This window comes from Catonella massiliensis (assembly GCF_016651435.1).
GTDB lineage: Bacteria > Bacillota > Clostridia > Lachnospirales > Lachnospiraceae > Catonella > Catonella massiliensis.
Window position 1 is genome coordinate 2114800 of record NZ_JAEPRJ010000001.1, and the last position, 23482, is coordinate 2138281.

20 protein-coding genes and 2 pseudogenes are annotated in these 23482 nt (G+C 34.5%); all 22 read right to left on the bottom strand.

The features are described from left to right. Window positions 1-4: 4 nt before the first annotated feature. Window positions 5-146, bottom strand: a pseudogene (locus JJN12_RS14725) (group II intron reverse transcriptase/maturase); the annotation flags it as partial. 52 nt (window positions 147-198) lie between these two features. Further along, window positions 199-1146, bottom strand: a complete 948-nt coding sequence (locus JJN12_RS09415; RefSeq protein ID WP_208429438.1) for a Gfo/Idh/MocA family protein — start codon at window positions 1144-1146, stop codon at window positions 199-201. A gap of 51 nt (window positions 1147-1197) precedes the next feature. After that, the gene (locus JJN12_RS09420; protein ID WP_208429439.1) at window positions 1198-2232 is read right to left on the bottom strand and encodes a hypothetical protein; all 1035 of its coding nucleotides are present in this window, start codon (window positions 2230-2232) and stop codon (window positions 1198-1200) included. 41 nt (window positions 2233-2273) lie between these two features. Further along, window positions 2274-3449 (bottom strand): radical SAM protein, encoded by a 1176-nt coding sequence (locus tag JJN12_RS09425; protein WP_208429440.1) that lies wholly within the window; start codon window positions 3447-3449, stop codon window positions 2274-2276. 19 nt (window positions 3450-3468) lie between these two features. Then, complete coding sequence (locus JJN12_RS09430) at window positions 3469-4476, bottom strand: hypothetical protein (RefSeq protein ID WP_208429441.1); 1008 nt, start codon at window positions 4474-4476, stop codon at window positions 3469-3471. 72 nt (window positions 4477-4548) lie between these two features. Beyond that, window positions 4549-5865, bottom strand: coding sequence for a hypothetical protein (locus JJN12_RS09435; protein WP_208429442.1), 1317 nt, complete (start codon window positions 5863-5865; stop codon window positions 4549-4551). An 18-nt stretch (window positions 5866-5883) separates the two neighbouring features. Further along, window positions 5884-6138, bottom strand: coding sequence for an acyl carrier protein (locus JJN12_RS09440; RefSeq protein WP_208429443.1), 255 nt, complete (start codon window positions 6136-6138; stop codon window positions 5884-5886). 74 nt (window positions 6139-6212) lie between these two features. Further along, window positions 6213-7016, bottom strand: a complete 804-nt coding sequence (locus JJN12_RS09445) for an ABC transporter permease (protein WP_208429444.1) — start codon at window positions 7014-7016, stop codon at window positions 6213-6215. Between the two features lie 61 nt (window positions 7017-7077). Beyond that, window positions 7078-7896 (bottom strand): ABC transporter permease, encoded by an 819-nt coding sequence (locus JJN12_RS09450; RefSeq protein ID WP_208429445.1) that lies wholly within the window; start codon window positions 7894-7896, stop codon window positions 7078-7080. Between the two features lie 26 nt (window positions 7897-7922). Further along, window positions 7923-8900 carry an ABC transporter ATP-binding protein gene (locus tag JJN12_RS09455; RefSeq protein ID WP_208429446.1) on the bottom strand — a complete coding sequence of 326 codons (978 nt, stop codon included), beginning with the start codon at window positions 8898-8900 and terminating at the stop codon, window positions 7923-7925. A gap of 41 nt (window positions 8901-8941) precedes the next feature. Continuing rightward, window positions 8942-10027 (bottom strand): radical SAM protein, encoded by a 1086-nt coding sequence (locus JJN12_RS09460; RefSeq protein ID WP_208429447.1) that lies wholly within the window; start codon window positions 10025-10027, stop codon window positions 8942-8944. A 1005-nt stretch (window positions 10028-11032) separates the two neighbouring features. Continuing rightward, on the bottom strand, window positions 11033-12394 hold the full coding sequence (locus JJN12_RS09465; protein ID WP_208429448.1) for an NCS2 family permease: 1362 nt from the start codon (window positions 12392-12394) through the stop codon (window positions 11033-11035). 149 nt (window positions 12395-12543) lie between these two features. Then, window positions 12544-13188: an HAD hydrolase-like protein gene (locus JJN12_RS09470; RefSeq protein ID WP_208429449.1), complete on the bottom strand. Its 645-nt coding sequence runs from the start codon at window positions 13186-13188 to the stop codon at window positions 12544-12546. Then, window positions 13181-13396, bottom strand: coding sequence for a DUF896 domain-containing protein (locus tag JJN12_RS09475; RefSeq protein ID WP_208429450.1), 216 nt, complete (start codon window positions 13394-13396; stop codon window positions 13181-13183). The genes JJN12_RS09470 and JJN12_RS09475 overlap by 8 nt, the downstream gene beginning before the upstream one ends. Next, the gene (gene mnmG, locus JJN12_RS09480; RefSeq protein ID WP_208429451.1) at window positions 13387-15273 is read right to left on the bottom strand and encodes a tRNA uridine-5-carboxymethylaminomethyl(34) synthesis enzyme MnmG; all 1887 of its coding nucleotides are present in this window, start codon (window positions 15271-15273) and stop codon (window positions 13387-13389) included. Before mnmG ends, JJN12_RS09475 begins: the two co-directional genes overlap by 10 nt. A gap of 30 nt (window positions 15274-15303) precedes the next feature. Then, window positions 15304-15402: pseudogene (locus JJN12_RS14635) on the bottom strand (type II toxin-antitoxin system YoeB family toxin); the annotation flags it as partial. Window positions 15403-16169: 767 nt separating this feature from the next. After that, on the bottom strand, window positions 16170-17597 hold the full coding sequence (locus tag JJN12_RS09490) for an IS110 family RNA-guided transposase (RefSeq protein ID WP_208428713.1): 1428 nt from the start codon (window positions 17595-17597) through the stop codon (window positions 16170-16172). 95 nt (window positions 17598-17692) lie between these two features. Continuing rightward, window positions 17693-18112, bottom strand: a complete 420-nt coding sequence (locus JJN12_RS09495; RefSeq protein ID WP_208429452.1) for a hypothetical protein — start codon at window positions 18110-18112, stop codon at window positions 17693-17695. 30 nt (window positions 18113-18142) lie between these two features. Then, complete coding sequence (locus JJN12_RS09500) at window positions 18143-18631, bottom strand: hypothetical protein (protein ID WP_208429453.1); 489 nt, start codon at window positions 18629-18631, stop codon at window positions 18143-18145. 1 nt (window position 18632) lies between these two features. After that, entirely contained in the window at window positions 18633-20066 is a 1434-nt protein-coding gene (locus JJN12_RS09505; protein ID WP_208429454.1) for a hypothetical protein, read from the bottom strand. A 311-nt stretch (window positions 20067-20377) separates the two neighbouring features. Then, window positions 20378-21454: a hypothetical protein gene (locus JJN12_RS09510; protein ID WP_208429455.1), complete on the bottom strand. Its 1077-nt coding sequence runs from the start codon at window positions 21452-21454 to the stop codon at window positions 20378-20380. 537 nt (window positions 21455-21991) lie between these two features. Beyond that, complete coding sequence (locus tag JJN12_RS09515) at window positions 21992-23419, bottom strand: IS110 family RNA-guided transposase (protein WP_208429456.1); 1428 nt, start codon at window positions 23417-23419, stop codon at window positions 21992-21994. Window positions 23420-23482 lie beyond the last annotated feature (63 nt).

Below are 23482 nucleotides of genomic sequence, written 5' to 3' on the forward strand. Positions count from 1 at the left end.
GCTTTCAATAGTTGACGTGCACAGACTGATATGCTGTGGTTAAATCATATAAGCCACTGTTTATCAGTCTTTCTTTTGTCATTGCTGTATTTATATCAACTGTGTGAGGTAAATCAATATCCACTTCTGCTCTTTGCTACTCTCCAGACAAACACAAATAATTGCAACATAATGGCTATATGTACTTCCTTTACAGAACTAGAATTTACTTTTTATGTTACTAATAAGTTTCATTATATATACACTCTCATCAAGTGGCATAGATTTGCTTTCAAGTAATCCATTTTTAATACATTCTACTGTTTCTAAGAGTTCATATTCATAACCGCTTATTTGCTTTGGCACATCTATATGTTTTATTAGTTTATCGGAATCGTCAAATACATTTATTGAACTAGGATTATTTATATTTTCAACTACTATATAGCCTTTTTCACCATAAAATACTCCACATCTATCAGAGCGACCATATATTCCATGAACAGAGACTGCCATAATTCCATTTTTAAAAACAACCACTATACATTCCTTGCCGTCTACTCCTGTTTCTGTTTTAGTTGCTGTCACTGATATTTTATCAATGTCTTTTCCACAATACATGGTAATAAAATTTAGCCCATATACACCGAGATCCAATAATGCTCCTCCTGCAAGTTCAGGTCGTTGTATTCTTTCTACTTCATCTACATCGTAAGAAAGATTTACTGTAACCATACTTATTTTACCGATAACTTCAGAAGAAATTATATCTTTAATTATATGTCGTGAAGGCATATATCTAGTCCACATTGCTTCTGCAACATATATTTTATTTTTAGCTGCTAATCTTTTTATTTCTTCAGCTTCCTCAAAACTGGATGTAAATGCCTTTTCACATAATACTGCTTTCTTATGAGATATACATAGTTTTATATGCTCAAAATGATGTGAATGTGGTGTTGCAATATACACAAGTTCAACATTTTCATCACGCACCATCTCTTCATAGCTTCCATATGCTTTAGGTATGTTGAAATATCTTGCAAAAGCCTTTGCTCTAAAATTATTACGAGATGAAACAGCATAAAGTTCTAAAACTTTTACTTTTTTTATTGTCATAGCCAAAATTCTTGCAATGTTGCCAGTCCCTAATATCCCTATCCTCATATCATTTTCTCTCCCATGACTACTCATTACCATAACATGTAAAGCCCTAATTTATATAACAAGATTTAATATATTGTTTAACTCTTGTAGAAGTTGCAAATATCTCCCATTTACTACCTTAGTTTTAAGAATGATTCTGTCTAAAGTAGCAATATCCTTTTTAACCTCATATTTTAAACTGAACATTAAAATAGGCTCTGTATACTTAAGCAAATCGCAGACATCTTGATGCAAATTTGCAATTCTATTGCTAATATCTTGTACTAATTCAGCTTCATTATCTTTTATATAACAAATTCTTATATAAAATAGACGAACAAGAGCGTATATCAAATATATAGCTTTTTTTTCATATATATATTTGATATTATTTTTACAATTAATGGTATGTACAAGCGTATTTTCAAGTACATTTTTACCATAGTATATAGCCTCTGGAGCAAGTTCATAATAATTTCCGTCAAAAACTCTCGGTATTAAAGTTTTATTCCAGATACAATGATTATCATCTGAACATTTATCATCTAAGAACAGATTTATTTCTTCTTTTATTTTTAGAAAGTTTATCTGCTTATTATTGCTAGGCTTAAATTTTTTTAATAATATAGAATAGTTACGTGTCCTACATACTGCTGAATCATAAGCTATTTCTATATCATCAAACGAAACCTCTATTTTATTATAAGTTCCAATAGATGAAAAATCTGCAATATAAAATAATCTTTCTTCTATGTTAAACCCGTAAACAGTAATAGGATGAAGAAAAAATTCCGATATTTTAAAGTATTTTATTTTACTCCAGTCAATTTCGACTATAATATAGTAATATTTATTAATACTCTCTATTAAAGTCTCTGAGATTTTATTGTTACACTCTATGAATTTGCTTTCAAAAATTTTTACATTATTTGATATATGAGCATCATAATAATGATTACCCTTATCACAGAATTGAAATGCGAAGGTTTCCCAATAATTATCGACCAAGGTGTAATATGCATTATGTGCAGCAATAACAGACATTTCCATTGCATCAATGGGATTCTGACTTATCACTGGGCTTTCATATGGTAGTATCATTTTCATTTATCATCCTTCTACTCTAAATAATCTCAAGCTCTGTTTTTTTATGTTTCACCATGTAAATACAAGTTATTACATTGAGCACATATAGGCATAAGTTGCTCATCTATAATACAACGCGCCTTATTAAATGCTTCGCTGTTCCATATTTCTTTAAGGCTTTTTTCTTTTAAATTGCCTATATTAAACTCTTTAAAATGTTTACAAACCGATATTGAGGCGTCTGGCATGATGTCAGCTCTCATAGATATCGAATTACACGATGTTCTATTTTGGAGATAAATATTCTTTCCAGATAAGAATGGATATATCTCATCTTCCTTTATTTTAGGAAAATATCTAATATTAAACTTCCAATTATAATTATCTATCCTTTTCAATTCGCTTCTGATAGTTGTTCCGTACTCTTCTGGCAATCCATATTTGAAAGAATCCCAACTTCTATTTTCAGCCTTGCTTAGTTCAGGTAACCAAAGAAATCTAGTATTAATATACTTTTCCATAAGCTCTGATGATTCATCTGATATGTACCAGGGAAAGCATAAAATCAAAGAATCAACAGATAAACTCTGTACATATTGCGCATACTCAAACAATCTATTGTAGTTAGTATGATTTATTACAGTATGAATTGTAATTTTACCTAAAAATTCCTTTTCTGCCCTCTTTTTAAGTAACAAATCAATCGCAGCACAAATTTTGTTAAATACTCCATTCCCTCTAATTTTATCGTTATCTTCTTTAAATCCTTCCATTGCAATTACTAATTCTAAGTTTTTTCCAATTTTAATCAATGAGTTCAGATTATTTTCTATAAGCAATGCATTTGTACATATTGCACAAATCCTATTTTCTCCACTAATCAAATCTGCAAGTTCATCGAATTTACTATAGCACAGAGGCTCTCCACCCCATAAATATAAACCTGATTTAATATCACTTGTTTCAGCTAGAACTTTTCGTAGAACTTGAATATCAAGCTCTTCATTTTGCTTAATTTCATCCATAAACTGGCAATATCCAAGTTCACTCCATTCATAACAATGCTTGCAACGTAAGTTGCATCTATTTGTTAGCTTAATTCCAACAAGAGATGGCATCTCTAAATGAAAGCCCTTTTCGCATCTTTTCCCTTTTTTAACTTCCGAAATATTTTTAAGTGTTTTTTTAAGTGCTTCAAAATATTGCGGATCAATTTTTTGTTTAATACTACAATCCATAATTTTTGTCTCCTATGCATTATACATTACTATCTAATTTTAGATAATCCTTTATTTTATAATAAATATTCTCTGTATTGATTCTACTCTTATATAAATTTTTATGGCATTCCTCTAATATTTCTATTGAAAAATTATTCCTCTGCCATTCGCTAAATGTTAATCCAAAACCATTTTTACACCAATAATCAGCATTAGCTTCCTCATGCTTTGCTATTGCAGTAGTAAAAATTATTGGAGTAGCAGTATTGAACGAATCCATCAATGTGCCCCCACCTGGTTTTGATATAATACCAATTGAGCTTTTAACTAATTCATTTATGTAATGTATGTTCTTAAGATTCATGTTACATGAATTATAATATAATGGCGGAAATACCTTTTCTTCAATTCCCCAAGGTTGCCAATCGTTGGTATAAAAACATCTGATTTTCCCATTTAACATATCTATATTTCTTAAGGATATTACATCTAAATTAAAACCTTTTTCACATATAGTATTAATAATCCCATTTTCTAGGCCAATTCCCCAACCTCCACCATGCATTACTAGTCTATTTTCTCTTTGATTAAATGGGGTTGGACAGATGTCTTCTAATGCAATATAACTATCAATTATATGTTCGTTGTTTCCAACTATCCAAAAGGCAGCGTCACAATCCATATTAAAATTTTTCCACGATGGTGCAATATCGCAATCCATGTGTATACAAACTTTTACAACTTCTCTACAAATATAATCTCTATACTTCTTTAATACTGATCCCCAATTCCCTGAAAATACTATAAACGTATTAATTTTTCTGTTTTTCCATACTTGTAATAAATTATTTACCTTTTCATCATCGAAGTTGACTATATTACCAGCAATATTCATACGTGATGAAATCTGGGCAATTCTAATATCCTTTTGGTACGCTAATCGGTTTTCAGTAATCCTTTTCATTTTATCTGTATGGAACAGATTCTCTACAACTTCAAAAGTTATATCTTTTACATCTCTACGTAATCGATTATATAAAATCATTGCTGGGATATAAGTTCCTAATCCAATCCCACTTGATAATATTGCAACTATATAAATCCCTCCTATCTGCTATTATACTAATTTGAAACCACTGTCTTTCATATATAATTTAAACTTATCATAAGTTTCGCAAATATGTTTAAATGAATCTGCACAAATAACACAGTACACCCTACCTCTATATTTACGACCTGCACTTTTGTTAATAAACATTGTCCTCTCAGAAAGAATAATTATTCCTCTATTATTCATCGGAGTGAACAGTAGTCCTATTCCATCCAATCCACTTAGTAAATTATCATAATCTATCTGCTCAAATCCCCCTATAAAATCAAATTGAGCCAACATTCCTTGAAGATAATATTTTTGTAAAAATATATCCACATAATGTTTTAAAAGACTCATTGATTTTCGTGCATTAATTTCTACAATTTCAACAATATTGCCATTTCTAAGTATCATAGAATCTATGCAAACGTCCCCTATATACCCATCAGAATACATTTGTTTTCCAATTTCTTCAATTTTTTTATAATACTGATTTCTGTCCAAGAGTTTTAATATATCACTCTCTATGGATACAGAACCGCCATAAGACAAGCCATTATTTAGCACTTTTTGTGTAGACATAATATCTATGGTACCAAATTTATCTATATAAAACTGGCAAGAAAAATCATAATATTTATCTAGTAATGGCTCCACTATAAGCTCTACAAGCTGCCCTTTTCTTTCTTTTGATCGAATCTGTTCTACAATTCTCTTTGAAATAGGTCCATATTCCACACAAATATTACCTTTACCTGAAACTCCATAATTTTCTTTTATTATACTTTTCAGGTTATTCTTATTATTTTCTAAAACAATTTTCTCTATTTCATCAGCAGAACTTGCATACTTCGCAATATTTTTACAATCTATCCTTTCACGCATAATTGAAGAATATTTTTTGGAATTCACTTCTTTAACCAGCTTATGTGATGAAAACTCTCCTTTACATAATAGTTTGCATTTTATATCATCAGCATATTCATTTATAACGAATGGATCTAAGTTAAGACCTTTAATTTCTTCTTTGCCATCATTATCTTCATATAAACATTTATAAGAAGATTTATCATAGTTAAAGCCATTATTAACTGAGCAATATAAATTATTAAATTTAAACCCAATATCATGTAAATAATCTCTATGAGTAGCATTCATTTTAAATCTAGTGAACAAATAGCTATTAATGTTACTATCATTACAAGAAAATATAGCCTGTAATTCATCCATTGCAAGGACTATATTTTTGCTTTCAGTACTTGATATATTTGGCAATCTGACTATTCTATCATCCTGCCAAAACCTTTCTCCTTCAAAATCTCCAACTATAAGCTTATCCATCTTTAATCTCTCACATTTCTAATCTTTTTTTATCTGGATTTCAATAAATTCACAAAAAGCTTCAATTTTCTCTAGTAATTTATAATCAAAACTGTCAAAGTCAATTTCAATATTATATTCATCTTCAACTAATAAAATAAAATTTATTAATTGTAATGAATCTAGTCCCGCATCATTAATGAGACTTGAATCCCTGTTTAATTCATTTTTGTCAATTTTACCTTCTTTAACCTGCCAAACTAAATCAATAATTTTACTAACAATAGTTTCCATTTATTAATCCTCCATAAATTATAATATTTTAATTTTATATATTTCTTTATAATTAAGCTTGTATCAATCCTTTATCATGTACTTGCACTCACATATTTTTTCACAGCAATTTCCCAAACAAACTTTATCATAGTGAAGAATATAATAGGTCCAATAATTCCCCATATTAATTCGTATATAGCCAACTCGCCTGTTACAAACAAAGTTCCATAATTTGCCATTGGAAATATTGGATAAATATAAGTTCCTATTCTCTGAATAAGCTTACCATAAACTGCTTTTGGCATCTTATTCATATCATGTATAGCATAGCCTATATTGTATACACCTGATGCTTTAACTGTCCAAAAAGATAAAATTGCAGGCACCAGCTGTAACACATATACCCAAATCACTCCCAGCAACATAAATATTATAAATCCTATAATATTTGCAAACGATATTGCTACACCCATTTTTTGCCATCCTATAACAATAAGTACAATACCTGTAATAAAATCTGCAATAGGATATCCGAATTCCACGTATCTAAGTGTTACTATAAATTGTAGTGAAATAGGCTTTGTAATAAATAAATCTAGCTGTCCCGTTCGCAAGTATTCTGGGATATTATAAAAGTTTGTAAAGAACATACTCATATATATACCCGTAATAACTAAATATGTTCCTACAAATAAAAACAAACTTTCTTTCCCTATGCCCCCTATAGAAATATCTGAAGTATATAATACCAGCAAATATAACAAATGAGAACAAATCCAGCCACATTCTGCTAATATGGAAAATAAAAAATTAATCCTATACTCCATCTGTGCCTGTAAGCAATTCCTTAAAAATACAAAATATAATCGAAAATACATTCTAACATTTTTTAACATATTATTTTTTTCCTCTAACTCCTGTTAAAAATTGTCTTTACATACTACTATAACCTCAATCTCAGCCTCCTACTGCTGTATATCTTTTTAATCCTACATTCCAAGTTGCACTGCATATTATAAAAAATATGCCTATCCATAATACTTGTACCAAAACTCCTCTTCCCAGACTATCTATTGTTACAGTTCCATTTAGAGTATTGGTTAGAAAATATGTTGTATAAGTAAATGGTAGAATTTCAAATAAAGAACTAGTTTTTTCTCCAAATATACTTAACGGAAAAATAGCTCCACTTACTATTGCAACCAATATATCTATAATGCCATATAGCCTCCCCACTTCTACTATCCAGAATGCTAACATACTTACACTCAAAAATATCAAAAAATTCAGTATGAAAGCTGGAATTAAAACTATTAAAAAAGCTATGATTGCAAAAGGTTGTATAATTAATCCTAAATTAGGGGCTACTCCAACTATAAATATAATTAAAACTACAAATACTACTATAAGTTCTAATATTTTTTCACCAAATGAACGCATTATCTGATAAATTATATATTTTACAGGTTGTACCAAAAAATTATTTAACGTTCCATTTTTTATATCCTGGGATATTTGGTGATGGCAATCTGTGCCAATCAATTTAGATATAAAGCCAGCACACAATGTGTAAATAAGGGCTTCCGCATAAGTTAACCCAAACATCCTATCCCCCTGTCCCTTACCTGCGAACACTGCTGACCAAACAAAATACTGCATCATTATAGGAAAGACTATACTAATTAAATTTATTAAATAATTCCCCCTATATTCGAGTGCATTTTCAAATCCTAGTATAAAAATAGAACGATATTTTTTTATAGTATTTTTATACATCTCATACCTCAATTTGCTTTATATTTTTATTGTCTTTCATAAATCCTTTCTAACCCTTCTTCAAGCGGAATATCAGATAAGCCAAAATCTTTGATAGGCATGGTGTCTGTAACTTTCTGCAACAATCTTTTAACATCATCTTTATTAACTTCTATTTCAGCTTCACATTCATCATATTTTCTAATAATTCCAAATTGTTCAAGTATTTCTTTATCTACAGCACTTGAGAACTTAAGGGTTATTATTTTTTTGTCATAATATATTGAATTTATATCCTCACTTTTCCCGTCATATACTACTTCTCCTTCATTTATTACTATTATTCTCGAACACAAGTCTTCAATATCTTTCATATAATGGCTTGTTAATAATATAGTTGCCTGATACTCTTGATTATAATATCTCAAAAAATTTCTTATTTTTTTTTGAGATATCATATCAAGCCCTATAGTGGGTTCATCTAAGAAAATAACTTTTGGCTTATGGAGCAATGCTGCAATTATTTCAAGTTTCATTCTTTCTCCTAAGGAAAGTCGTCTAACTTGTACATCCATTATATTCGATACTTCCATTAAATCAGCTAACATTTTAATAGTCTCTTTATATTCTTCATCATCAATTCCATATATACACTTGTTTAAGTAAAGCGACTCTTTTGCCGGTAAGTCCCACCAAAGCTGATTCTTTTGTCCCATTATTATTGAAAACTGTCTTTTAAACTCGTTATTTCTTTCCCATGGTATATATCCAAGTACATTAATCTCCCCTGTCGTTGGATACAAAATACCAGAAAGCATTTTTAATGTTGTTGTTTTACCTGCACCATTAGGCCCAACAAAGCCAACAAATTCTCCCTCTTTAATGTTGAATGATATATTATTCACAGACTCCTTAATTAATTTTTCTCTTTTGAAAAAATTTTTAAGCGAGCCTTTTACACCATCTTCTTTTTTATAGTATTCGAATCTTTTGGTTAAATGCTTCACCTCTATGCAATTATTCATAAAACCCCTTCCATTAATACGTTATACTTACCAAAAGTGATTTAACTGTGTCCTTCAGTTTGAGTATAATATCTTGAACAAGCAATGCACATAGGCATCATCTCTTTTCTTAACAATCTTCTATATTTTGCACAATGTTTATTGTTCCAAATATCTAAAAAATCTTCTTTATTTACGTTGCCAAAATTTAAATCCTGAAGAGTATGGCACATAATCACATCACCCGATGCTGACACTTCTGCATGCAAATATACAAAAGGACATTTATTCCTTTTATCAAGCATATCGTTCCAATTTGCTTTGAAATAATTTCTGTAATTATTGGCATCTATTGTTGATGGATTATTAAAAAATTTTATACCACTCTTCTGACTAAAATTTTTAATATCATTCATATCACAAGCGAGTTTATCACAATCAATGTCATCAAAGTCACTTATATCTCTGACAAATCCTCTTGCAGAATTCGTTTCTGTTATATTAAAGTTCTCATTTAAAAACTTACTGTATTTGCTATAGCACTCATATGTTGCAAAATTTTGAAACTCAAAGCTGACATGATCTATTCTACATTCTTTGATGAATGACAAGTAAAACTCTCTAATATTAAAATAGTTTGTAGGAGTGACAACTGTAGTAATTCCAATTTTAGGTATATCATTTTTGCGCAATGCTAGAATTCTCTTAATTCCACTTATTGCTTTATCATATGTCCCTATTCCACGTTGTAAATCATTAATTCTTTTATCTCCATCTAATGAAACCCAAATCCTTGTTATTCCAGATTCAAGCAATTCATTTGCATGCTTCTCTAACAATGTGCCATTTGTTGCAATATCAACACGGCTTCCGTTTTTCTTTATACATTCAATTACATCAAATATTCGATTATAAAGAAGCGGTTCACCTCCAAATAGCTCATAATATGGCTTTGCAATAGCACACTGTTCAATAATTTTCTTAACTATGTCAAATTCTAAAGAATTTAATTTTGTCTTATTTCTATATGCTCCATTTTTACCCCACTCATAGCACATATCACAACGTAAATTGCATGCTTCTAGCAGTTGCAATACAATCCATTTAGGGATCATTCTACTTTTATTAAAGCTTAAAATCTCGCACATACCTTCAACTTTCCATTCATTATAATAATATTTCGCAAAATGTTAAATATAATTTTGCTTTTCATGTGCGATTATATATATTTTTTTTTATTTTGTCAAGATTAATTATTTTTTTATCTTTACATATTCTTGCTAAGTAGTTTTTCAACTTAAATGCAACATGGTGTTGCACTTACTCTGACAGGTACCTCTGTTGCATTTACTTTGAAGTATATCATTAGCTCAGTTTCAAAATTATTAAATATAATACATAGAGCCACTCTAATTGATAAATCAAGGAAATATAAGGCTATTGTGTAGGTTTTATTTATGGTTATATTGGGCTTAATTTATAATAAATTTCACTTACGAAATTCTAGTCAAGGCTGGGCTGAAAGCCCATTCACTTTAGCCTTGACAGATTTCGTGTAAGTGAAATATAATCGATTAGCCCAAATATAAGGTTTATAAGTAGATATTGGTAAAATTTTTCAAAGTAAACGCAACACTAAAAACCGTTGCATTTAACCTGAAAGATGTAGTTTCAGGTCTGTTTGCTATACCCTTTTTTCGCCAAAAGCAATAAAATCAAACCAAATTTGATTAAATTCAGTCAGATTTTATTGATATAATTTTATCATTTTATCTAGCAATAGTGTTGCATTTACTATTTTTACAAAGTGTTGCACTTACCTTGAAAATCTAGCCATATTCTTGCTAAATATTTTTTAATATTTTTATTATTTGTAAATAAAATATGCTCTTTTATCACACATCTACTGTATACCACCTTCCCTGATATCTCTTGAGGAACTCACATTACGCTAGAAATTCAGTTTCTAGTTCCACTCATTTCCATTGTATCCATTAATTCCATTAACTTCCTCGCGTTCAACATTCCCTTAGGCAATGGTTACCTTAATGCAGTTTAACCCATTAGAAACGTGCGCTGCTAAGTAACAACAAAAAACCTCCGAAAAGTCAATTTCTGACTTCACGGAGGTTTGTTACTATGATGTTAGTATATTACAACAATACATACTTAGCTATAAAGAGCACTGCAAGTATATACATAAGAGGTGTAATCTTCTTAGCTCTTCCGCCAACAAGGTTAAGTACTACATATGAGATAACGCCGAAAGCGATACCTTCTGAGATAGAGTACATAAATGGCATAGCGAAGATGCAGATATAAGCAGGAACTGCCTCGAGAAGGTCTGAATTCCAGTCAATCTTCGTTACCTGCTGAAGCATAAGGAAACCAACTACTATAAGAGCAGGTGCTGTAGCAAATGAAGGTATTGCAAGGAATACAGGTGAAAAGAAAAGTGCAACTAAGAAGAGAAGTCCTGACACTATTGATGTGAGGCCTGTTCTTCCGCCCTCTGAAATACCTGATGATGATTCTACAAATGTAGTAATTGTAGAAGTACCAAGTACTGCACCAACTATAGTTCCGATTGAGTCTGCAAGCAAGGCTCCCTTAATTCCCTTAAGCTCACCCTTCTCATCGAGCATATTTGCCTTAGAAGCACAGCCTATAAGTGTTCCAAGGGTATCAAATACATCTACGAAAAGGAAAGCAAACATAACTACGAAGAAGTCTGCTGTCTTTATAAATGAAAAATCAAGCTGTCCAAAGGTAGGTGCAAGTGACGCAGGTGGTGCAAATATTCCTGATGGGAATAAGCTATAATAACCTGCCTCAGGATTAGGCACGTAGATGCCTACAGCCTGAAGAATCATGCCTACTACCCAGAGCACTACCATTCCGATAAGGATGGAGCCTTTTACATTCTTAAATAAAAGATAGGTCATAAGTAAGATACCGCAAAGTGCGAGAATAACTGAGACTCCTGCTGAGTTAAAGGTACCGTCTGCTATCGAGCCCTTGAAAGAAAAGAGGGTTACAAGAGTAGCACCGTCAACTACTATCTTAGAGTTCTGAAGACCTATAAAACATATGAACAGACCAATACCTACAGACACAGCTACCTTGAGCGTATTCGGTATAGCGTTAAATATAGCTTCACGAACATTGGTTAGTGAAAGCACCACAAATACGAGGCCTTCAACAAATACTGCTGTCAAAGCCTGCTGCCAGGTATATCCCATACCCAAAACTACTGAATACGCAAAATAAGCATTCAGTCCCATTCCTGCTGAAAGAACAAAAGGAAGATTGGCAAATAAGGCCATACAAAACGATGCAATTGCAGAAGCAAGCGCTGTCGCTGTAAAGACCGCTCCCTGATCCATTCCCGCCTTACCAAGTACATTTGGATTTACGGCAAGAATGTACGCCATAGTCATAAAGGTTGTAATACCTGCCATAGTCTCAACCTTAACACTGGTTCCTCTTTCCCTCAATTTGAAAAACTCTTCCATCTTAGCCTCCTTGTTTTGTTAGATATAAATATGGGCTGGTAGTTTGGCAATTAAAACAGACACCATACTTAAAAAATACGACAACGTATAATATATCACAATAAAAAGGGGCATGCAAACCCCTTTCTTATATATTTTTCTAATACAACCTATCGAACTATATCCAGTATGTCACTACACCTCTCCACTATATGCGTAGCCCCATACCTTTCAAACTCTTCCCTATTGCCATATCCATACATAACCGCAATAGAGTCAACACCGTTTTTATTGGCTGCCTCTATGTCAAACATCCTATCCCCTATCATTACCGCAGACTTAGGGTCAGTGATACCATTCTTTTCAAAGGCTCGCTTTATCATCACATCCTTGTGCACAGTCTTTTCCTCGTGAGACGGCCCTGTAAGACTTACAAAATACTTATCAAGACCATGCTTTCTTATTATCTTCTCAGCTATAGGCGCAGGCTTGGAGGTAACTACCATCATAACATGCCCCCTATTCTTTAGCTCATCAAGCATATCCTCGACCCCTTCATACACCGGTGCAATAAGATATCCTGCAGACTCATAATGCTCCCTGTATATCTCAATTGCCCTGTCAGCCTCCTCAGGGTTCATTCCACAGAACTTGGTAAATGAGTCAAAAAGCGGAGGTCCTATAAACTTCTTGTATTCAGCCTCAGAAAGCATCTCCCAGCCCATAGTGCTAAGAGCGTGCTTAGCAGATTCTACTATGCCATCTCCTGATTCTACTAAGGTTCCATCCAAATCAAACATCAAATATTTATACATCTTTTCTCCTCTTAAGGTCTACCTCGTTGCCATTTTCATCAACTACTTTCGTATTTTCAAGCTGACTTCTGATATTGCCTTTGATTGCTGCAACATATTCTTCTCTTAGTTTCTTCTGCTCAGCCTTTTCTTCATCAGTAAGCCCCTCTGCCTTTGACTTGTGACTGAGTTCGTTAATTCTTTTGATATCATTCTCTGTTAATCCCATTTCTTTCTCCTTTTAAATTGTTCTATGTATACTAAGAGCACCGCTATATCAGATGGCGACACTCCCGATATACGGCTCGCCTGACCTACTGAGAGCGGCCTTATTTCGGCAAGCTTCTGCCTTGCTTCTAACCTAATATTCTCTATATTCTCATACTCTATATCCTCAGGAATGAGGCGGTTTTCCATCTTCTTAAACTGTTCAACCTGTCTGTTCTCTCTCTCAATGTAGCCCTCATACTTTATATTGATGTTTACCTGCTCTCCAACAGCCTCAGAAAGCTCAGGTCTTTCATCATCGATTACAGCCAGAATCTCGTAGCTTAGCTCCGGTCTCTTTATCAGGTCTGCAAGGGTAACTGCACCAAGAAGAGGCGTACTTCCATTTGATACAAGGAAATCATTTACCTCTTTCTTTCCACCTATGGTTTTTGACTTCAGACGCTTTATTTCCTCTTCAATTTCAGCCTCTTTCTTAAGCAGGGCTTCATATCTTTCCTTTGATATAAGTCCCACCTCATAGCCTATCTTAGTAAGTCTTATGTCGGCATTGTCCTGCCTTAGGAGCAGTCTGTACTCTGCTCTTGAAGTCATCATCCTGTATGGCTCCGCTGTGTGCTTAGTCACCAAATCATCTATAAGAACTCCAATATAGGCATCTGAACGCTTGAGAATAAGCGGCTCTTTGCCATCAAGCTTCCTCACCGCATTGATACCTGCTATCAGTCCCTGAGCGGCTGCCTCCTCATAGCCTGAGCTTCCATTAAACTGTCCTGCTGCATACAAGCCCTCCGCCACCTTTGTCTCAAGACTTTCTTTAAGTGTGGTCGCATCTACACAGTCATACTCTATAGCATAGGCATTTCTAACTATTTGGACATTCTCAAGTCCGGGGATGGTCCTGTACATTGCCACCTGTACATCCTCCGGCATAGATGAACTCATACCGTCAACATACATTTCATTGGTGTACTCTCCCTCAGGCTCTACAAAGATCTGGTGCCTCTCTTTGTCAGCAAACCTCATCACCTTGTCCTCTATGGATGGACAGTATCTTGGCCCTACTCCCTCTATTACACCGCCGTAGAGAGGTGAACGCTCGATATTCTCCCTGATTATCCTATGAGTCTCTTCATTGGTATATGTTAGATGACAGGGAATCTGCTCTCTGCTTATATCTTTTCCTTCGTTTAAAAATGAAAATGGAACTACCTTTTCGTCTCCGTTTTGCACTTCCATTTTGGAAAAATCTATGGTTCGCTTGTCTACTCTGGCAGGAGTTCCCGTCTTGAATCTCCTTAGCTTCATACCTAAGCTAAGCAGGGAATCCGTCAAATGTGTAGAGGCTGACAGCCCATTAGGTCCTGTGTATTCACTCACATCTCCGTATATACAGCGCGCCTTTAGGTAAGTTCCCGTACAGAGAATAACCGCCTTAGCAGTATATACCGCACCTGAATACGTCTTAACACCTGTTACCCTACCCTCTACAACCAGAATCTCAGCCACCTCAGCCTGTTTTATGGTAAGGTTAGGAGTATTCTCCATCACCTTTCTCATCTCAAGAGAATAAGCCTGTTTATCCGCCTGCGCCCTAAGGCTGTGAACCGCAGGTCCTTTGGACTTATTAAGCATCTTAGACTGGATATAGGTCTTGTCTATATTTTTACCCATCTCTCCACCGAGGGCATCTACTTCTTTTACCAAATGCCCCTTGGAAGTGCCTCCAATGTTTGGGTTACAGGGCATGAGGGCAATGCTGTCTACACTTACGGTAAAAACCAGCACCTTTTTACCAAGTCTTGCCGCAGCCAGTGCCGCCTCACAGCCCGCATGTCCCGCTCCTATTACTATTATTTCAAAGTCATTACAAATCATATTATCCTCAAATCTATGTCGTGTATGTACCTATTCTTCATAATGATACTTGCAGGTATATATAATCAAGTTATCATTACTATCTAAATTATAAGTAAGCCTATGTTCATCTGTTATTCTTCTACTATAAACCTTCCTATAATGTCAAGCCCTAAATCATTGAATTTTAGGCTTTTCTTTAAATTTTTACCTCGTAAAACAGAGCAAAAAATGTATGACAGTCATTGTATTTTATACTGAACAGCTAAAAGAGGGTGTGGTTTATAAAGCATACCATTGTTTTGCTTTATAAAGGCTATAAATACTCTGTTAACTATGATGGTGAACCTTCCGTATCTAAAGGGATCGTATCCCAACTTCCTTCGTCCCACCTTCCTATAATGTCAAGCCCTAAATCATTTAATTTCAGGCTTTTCTTTAAATATTTACCTCATAAAACAGAGCAAAAAATGTATGACAGTCATTGTATTTTATACTGAACAGCTAAAAGAGGGTGTAGTTTATAAAGCATCCCATTGTTTTGCTTTATAAAGGCTATAAATCCTCTGCTAACTATGATGGTGAACCTTCCGTGTCTAAAGGGATCGTGTCCCAACTTCCTTCGTCCCACCTGTCCATACACCGAGTGCCTGCTAAGCTTTCTAACAGGGTCATGCCCTACGGAGAGAACTACTGCAAGCTACAGCTCTTGTTTGTTTTTTGATTTTACTGACCTGCATACTCCACAGGGTACGGATATTCCGTGGATGCTTACCCTGACTCGTTTTGCTGGTCATTGTGATGATGCAGCACCTGTAGCGCTCCATCGTTATCGGGTTCCCTTCCAGAACCCTGCCCGATCTCGGAAGAATCCGAAAACCGGCAAGGCTCTGGAATAAATTTTGCTGTCGACTGTTTTACGCTACAATAGCTTCCTTATTTTCCGGACGTCTGATGTCCATCAACATCTTCTTCGGAGCATATTTCGTACCAGTATTCAGAATCGTATAGATAATCCTCAGAAGCTTGCAGGCTATCACAATCAATGACTGCATCTTTTTCAACGGATTATCGGCTCGTGTCGTATAATACATATGGAGTTCTTTGAATTCCTCTGCATGGGCCACTGCTGACTTTGCTGCCTGGAATAACCAATATCTGAGTCGTTTGCGTCCTCTATGACTGATTTTGGTTTCTCCCTTATGCTTTCCTGAACTGCATGCCACAAGGCCTAATCCGCTTAATTTCTGTATTTCCTTAACATCATCAAATCTTGAAATATCTCCCATCTCTGCAAGAATACCGGAAAGTGTATTTTCTCCAATCCCAGATATCTCCAGAACGTTACCTGTATGCGGTATCTCCTGACATTTCTGGTTGATCTGGTTCTCTATAACAGCAAGTTCAACATCCAGTTCCATGATTTTCTGCACGAACCACTTTACAGCTGCCTTGCTTGCAATAGATCCATCCTTAATCCCAACACTTGCTTTTGCGTACTGTAAGATTTCTCTGGCTCTGCTGTACCCGCGTCCTCTAAGTTTAGCAGCATGCCAAATCTGTCTTATCCCTTCTTCTCCAAGTGCGGTCAGTTCATCCGGAAATGGTGCCTCTTTCAGCAGTTCAAGGCTAAATGCTCCATCGACTTTTCCCAATGCTTCCTTATACTCCGGGAAATATATCTTCATCTCCCTGTGCATCCGGTTGATTGTTCGAATTCTGTCTTCATTCAGTTGGTCTCTGAACATGGATAACCTACGAAGTTCAGCATAGATTTTTTCTGGAAGATATGGCATACCAAAGTTGCCATCCTTGACAAGATTTGCTATCAGTTTTGGATCCTTCCTGTCATCCTTGAGCTGGCTGTTATCTTCAACCTCCTTTGTCTGCTTAACAGCATAAGGGTTTACCTGAACAACACTGATTCCATTTGTAATCATCCATGTAGCAAGGCAGAACCAGTAGTGACCGGTCGGCTCTAAGCCAAGCACTATCTGACTCTTATCATGTTCAGCGGCTATCCTCACTGCCCATTCCTTTGCACTCCGGAAGCCCTCTTGATTATTGTTGAAAGAATGTGCGGACTTACTGAGTTCCCGTCCTCTGGTATCAATTGCTCTCATATAGTGCGTTTCGCTGCCTACATCACATCCCAAGATAAGCATGTCATCGCTGATAAAAGAGAGTTTTTTATTTTTATCGAACTTACCATTGGTTTCCAACTCACGCCAGGTTGAAGCTGCGAGATTTTCCTTAATCACCTCCGATTTTTTCAAAAGCTCCTGCTGTTCAAAAATATTTGCTGTTACTACTTGATTTTTTTTCTTTGTGCCTTTAATATTCATTTTAGATACCTCTTGTGTTTTTTAGATTTTACCAACTGGCAGGTCAGTAATAATCTAAATTTACTTGAGGTATTTTTTTATGTCAATCTCTTGACCTATTTATAGTATACAGGAAGCTTTCTTAATTTCTTCATTAGTGTAAGCCTGCACTCCCAAAAAGAAACTACATCAATGTATAAATTTTCTGTAATGACAGTATATTGTTTTGCATCCCCAATATCTAAAATCCCACCTGAATACCGGTTTGCTTCTTTCAGATATTTTCCATCTTCAACTTCATATATAACATTTGAGAAATTATCCTCTTTCAGTCCTTCAATATTCTCATACATATCCAAATCTACAAGTCTTCTATCAAATATCCTTACAGCCTCAGTAATTCCAAAATCAAGAATCAGCCTATTCTCTTTGCTTCTTAACTCTATAATCAAGAAATTTGAATCTCCGCAAATAACCTTTGCTTTATAGTTTCCTTTCGGAATCTCTCCCTTACGATATTCTTTCCAAACTTCCATATTATACCTCAATCATCTAATAATTTCATACTACACCACAGTTCCATCCTGTAAATTTATAATTAGTTGTCTTCCATCACAATCAAGCCATAGCCTTTCATTATCCAACAATTCATAATTCGTAACCATCTCTCTGAATGCAGTACTCCATTTTTCTTTTTTCTCACTATAACAAAATAATTCTAAATCACATAATACATAAACATCGTTTCCAATATTTATTACATCTAAAATTACTGTGGACAATTTTTCATTAAATAATATCTCTTTGTTTTTGATATCAATTAATAATAAATTCTGTCCGGCTCCAATATAGCAGACATCATTCTTATCATCAAATCCGAACATTAAATCTATACCATAGTCAGCATATGCTATACCAAATTCAAAAGAATTTCTTATATTTATTATTGCATACATATTGTGATATTCATCACAATACACCATTTTTCTTCCTCCCAGTTTATTTTCCAATTCCATTAAAGTATCAATTCTCTTTATAATTATATCTTCATTCATTTTAATATTTCCCCCTTTTTATTATTACTGACTCCAGTTCGTTTCCTTTCCACAAAGATTCGAACAATACTCCTCCACCCGGTCCCATAAAGAAACTTTCACGAGTTGTAGATATATAATGTCCTAGCGGTTTATCCGGTAACTCATTATAAGTAAAGGTTTTCATTTTTGTTTCCACTATGCTTGTCGGATCATTAAATACTTTCTCGAAATGATTTATTAATGCGTTCCTACCAGCTTTATTATCATGTATTCCTATATGTTGCAAGCTGATTTGCATTGACTTTGTCCTATGAATATTGTGCTCTCTTCCCATTGCTTTTCCAAACAAAAAATCGAGCTTTCTATCAATTTGAGCTATATTAACTTTTGATAATTTTTTAGTATTCAAATTCAGTTCATTTGTTTTAATATCGTTTTTTACTGTTTTTTCATTTTTGTCAGTTGCTTTTGTATCCGTTTTATCTATTTTGAAAAGTTTTTCATATATTATCTTGCCAATTTTTTTAGGTTTTTGATCTTTTTTTAATCTATCAATTATATCATATTTTTTATAATTTTGCCTATGTTCTATAGCAACAGTCAGTAAAACTCCCTTACCAAGTATTGACAAAGCACTTTTACCCGCCAATTTTAATCCTGTATTTGTAAGCACTCCTTTGCTTCCTATTTTAAAACCTACCTCAGTAGATTTTTTAATCCCAAATTTCTGTCCAAACCTAGTAATAGTTTTAGACATTCTAATACCAAATTTAATAACTTTTTTTATATCTGGAAATTTTTCTTCTCCCTTCTTTATTTTAGGAACTATATATGATGGTATATTTATTGCCGAACCATTCAAAACTCGTTGTGAATTAAATTTCTTAGTAACAGGTTTTATATAATTATTCTCTCTACTAAAAGTCTTACTTCGTGTAATACTATAATTTCCTCGAACTATATTATTACTTTCTCTTCCATTATTAGGTCTTTTCTTTTTATCTGTATTATTATCTTTCTTATGGTTCTTTTTGCTACTTTGAACCACATTTGGTTGCACTACAGGCTTAACCCCGCCTGAAACTTTCTTGTTATCATTGCTTACCTTTCCTGTTTTTGTTACATTTACATTATTAACAGATTGTGAGGTTGTTTTACCTGAACCTGTGGTGATTAGCTTTGAGGAATTTGAGTCTTTTTTAACAGTCTTTGACAAAGTCGAATTTGTACTTTTCTTTACCGGTTTTGATGGCACCGGATTTGTCTTCTGTGGTTTTGATGGAGGTAAACTTGGTTTTACCTGTTTTGATGGTGAACTTGACTTAGCTGGTTTTGATGGTGCAGCACTTGATTTCGCTGGCTTTGCTGATGAACTTGAGCTTGGCTTAGACGGCTTCGAGCTACTTCTATAAGAGCTGCTACTTGCTGTATGTGTATTTCTTGATATTTTCATTTAATTTCCTCCCTTCCAATTTAATGAAATTAACATTAAAACTGTCTACCCAAGTATAATTTATCTACTAATCAAATTCAAGCAGAGTATTTAGAAAATTCTCACCATAGTTACGAGAAATCCTCATATGTCAATAATCCCGGAGCATGTAAATTGCTGATGATTATTTCGATAATAAGTTTTAAAGGTTTTTCCTAGGTACGAAGAGGGGCTGTCGCAATAAGTAAAAGTACAACAAAATATAGTAAATTTATCATTAAATAATTACTGTATTTTGTGTATCTCATTTGTAATGCTACAGCCTCCCATAATTAACATTTAGTATCAATTTTATTCATACTGTTTCCTGAAATAATAATACTGTCTTCTTTTATCATTTCCCCATCCAGAAAAGTCCTTACTGTCCAGTTCCCAAAGTCAGTTTCATCTATTTCGGTTATATCTAACCAAAATCTTAACATAACCTTATCATCATCCGATTCTTCATAACTGCCAAAATCATTTTCCGTGAATCTATACAGTTCTCCATCAGGCTTATACCAGGCTACAGTTGCAATGTGAAGTCCTTTTATTTCATTAAAGCTAAGCATACACACAGCTTGTTTGTCCTTGTCTGCATTAAATATCTTTGATTCTTCTTTATCCGGTACAACTTCCATCATTTTATGGAAAATGCCGTATTCAAGGAGTGTTGAGGAGCTTTCTATCTCTTTATCTACTACTCCGTCTTTATCAATGGTAAGCACAGACCAGTAGTTTTTATCATCTATACATATATTTTTGTTTTCCTTGTCTATAAGCTCAAGTCCGTCACCAAGAAGAAATTTATAATAATATTCTCCCTCTGTAATTTCTACGCCTGTCTCATAACGGCTTTCATCCTTTGACATATAAACAGGCTCTTCAAGGTGTTTGAATATTAAATCAACTTTATTCAACTTATAATTCTCCCGATAAGAGAAATATGCCTCCTTCTCTGCCTTTTCTTCCATCATAGTAATTACAGGCTCCGAAGCTGTCACAATTTCAAAGAAAAAATTTTCTGTCATTATTACATATTGATAAATCTTTGTTCCTATAAGTTTTCTTCCGACTATTTTTCTTACTTCCTTTGCATAATCCCCATCTTCTACTTCATAGATTACATTCTTGCGACGATCAGGCTTGAATTTCATTATATCTTCAAAAATTTTATTTAATGCTCTGCCTTCCTCAAATACTCTGACAGAATACATATTCTTAAATTCCAATTTAATATAATTTATGATTCTGCCATTATGCCAATTCTCAAGTTTTATTACCGGATTGTTATCCTCTACATAGGAGATATCCCCAATATAAACATCTTTAGGTATCTCATCCTCACGATATATTTTCCAATTTTCCATAGCCTATCTAACCTTCCTATAATGTCAAGCCCTAAATCATTTAATTTCAGGCTTTTCTTTAAATATTTACCTCATAAAACAGAGCAAAAAATGTATGACAGTCATTGTATTTTATACTGAACAGCTAAAAGAGGGTGTAGTTTATAAAGCATCCCATTGTTTTGCTTTATAAAGGCTATAAATCCTCTGCTAACTATGATGGTGAACCTTCCGTGTCTAAAGGGATCGTGTCCCAACTTCCTTCGTCCCACCTGTCCATACACCGAGTGCCTGCTAAGCTTTCTAACAGGGTCATGCCCTACGGAGAGAACTACTGCAAGCTACAGCTCTTGTTTGTTTTTTGATTTTACTGACCTGCATACTCCACAGGGTACGGATATTCCGTGGATGCTTACCCTGACTCGTTTTGCTGGTCATTGTGATGATGCAGCACCTGTAGCGCTCCATCGTTATCGGGTTCCCTTCCAGAACCCTGCCCGATCTCGGAATAATCCGACACCCGGCAAGGCTCTGGAATAAATTTTGCTGTCGACTGTTTTACGCTACAATAGCTTCCTTATTTTCCGGACGTCTGATGTCCATCAACATCTTCTTCGGAGCATATTTCGTACCAGTATTCAGAATCGTATAGATAATCCTCAGAAGCTTGCAGGCTATCACAATCAATGACTGCATCTTTTTCAACGGATTATCGGCTCGTGTCGTATAATACATATGGAGTTCTTTGAATTCCTCTGCATGGGCCACTGCTGACTTTGCTGCCTGGAATAACCAATATCTGAGTCGTTTGCGTCCTCTATGACTGATTTTGGTTTCTCCCTTATGCTTTCCTGAACTGCATGCCACAAGGCCTAATCCGCTTAATTTCTGTATTTCCTTAACATCATCAAATCTTGAAATATCTCCCATCTCTGCAAGAATACCGGAAAGTGTATTTTCTCCAATCCCAGATATCTCCAGAACGTTACCTGTATGCGGTATCTCCTGACATTTCTGGTTGATCTGGTTCTCTATAACAGCAAGTTCAACATCCAGTTCCATGATTTTCTGCACGAACCACTTTACAGCTGCCTTGCTTGCAATAGATCCATCCTTAATCCCAACACTTGCTTTTGCGTACTGTAAGATTTCTCTGGCTCTGCTGTACCCGCGTCCTCTAAGTTTAGCAGCATGCCAAATCTGTCTTATCCCTTCTTCTCCAAGTGCGGTCAGTTCATCCGGAAATGGTGCCTCTTTCAGCAGTTCAAGGCTAAATGCTCCATCGACTTTTCCCAATGCTTCGTTATACTCCGGGTAATATATCTTCATCTCCCTGTGCATCCGGTTGATTGTTCGTATTCTGTCTTCATTCAGTTGGTCTCTGAACATGGATAACCTACGAAGCTCCGCATAGATTTTTTCTGGAAGATATGGCATACCAAAGTTGCCATCCTTGACAAGATTTGCTATCAGTTTTGGATCCTTCCTGTCATCCTTGAGCTGGCTGTTATCTTCAACCTCCTTTGTCTGCTTAACAGCATAAGGGTTTACCTGAACAACACTGATTCCATTTGTAATCATCCATGTAGCAAGGCAGAACCAGTAGTGACCGGTCGGCTCTAAGCCAAGCACTATCTGACTCTTATCATGTTCAGCGGCTATCCTCACTGCCCATTCCTTTGCACTCCGGAAGCCCTCTTGATTATTGTTGAAAGAATGTGCGGACTTACTGAGTTCCCGTCCTCTGGTATCAATTGCTCTCATATAGTGCGTTTCGCTGCCTACATCACATCCCAAGATAAGCATGTCATCGCTGATAAAAGAGAGTTTTTTATTTTTATCGAACTTACCATTGGTTTCCAACTCACGCCAGGTTGAAGCTGCGAGATTTTCCTTAATCACCTCCGATTTTTTCAAAAGCTCCTGCTGTTCAAAAATATTTGCTGTTACTACTTGATTTTTTTTCTTTGTGCCTTTAATATTCATTTTAGATACCTCTTGTGTTTTTTAGATTTTACCAACTGGCAGGTCAGTAATAATCTAAATTTA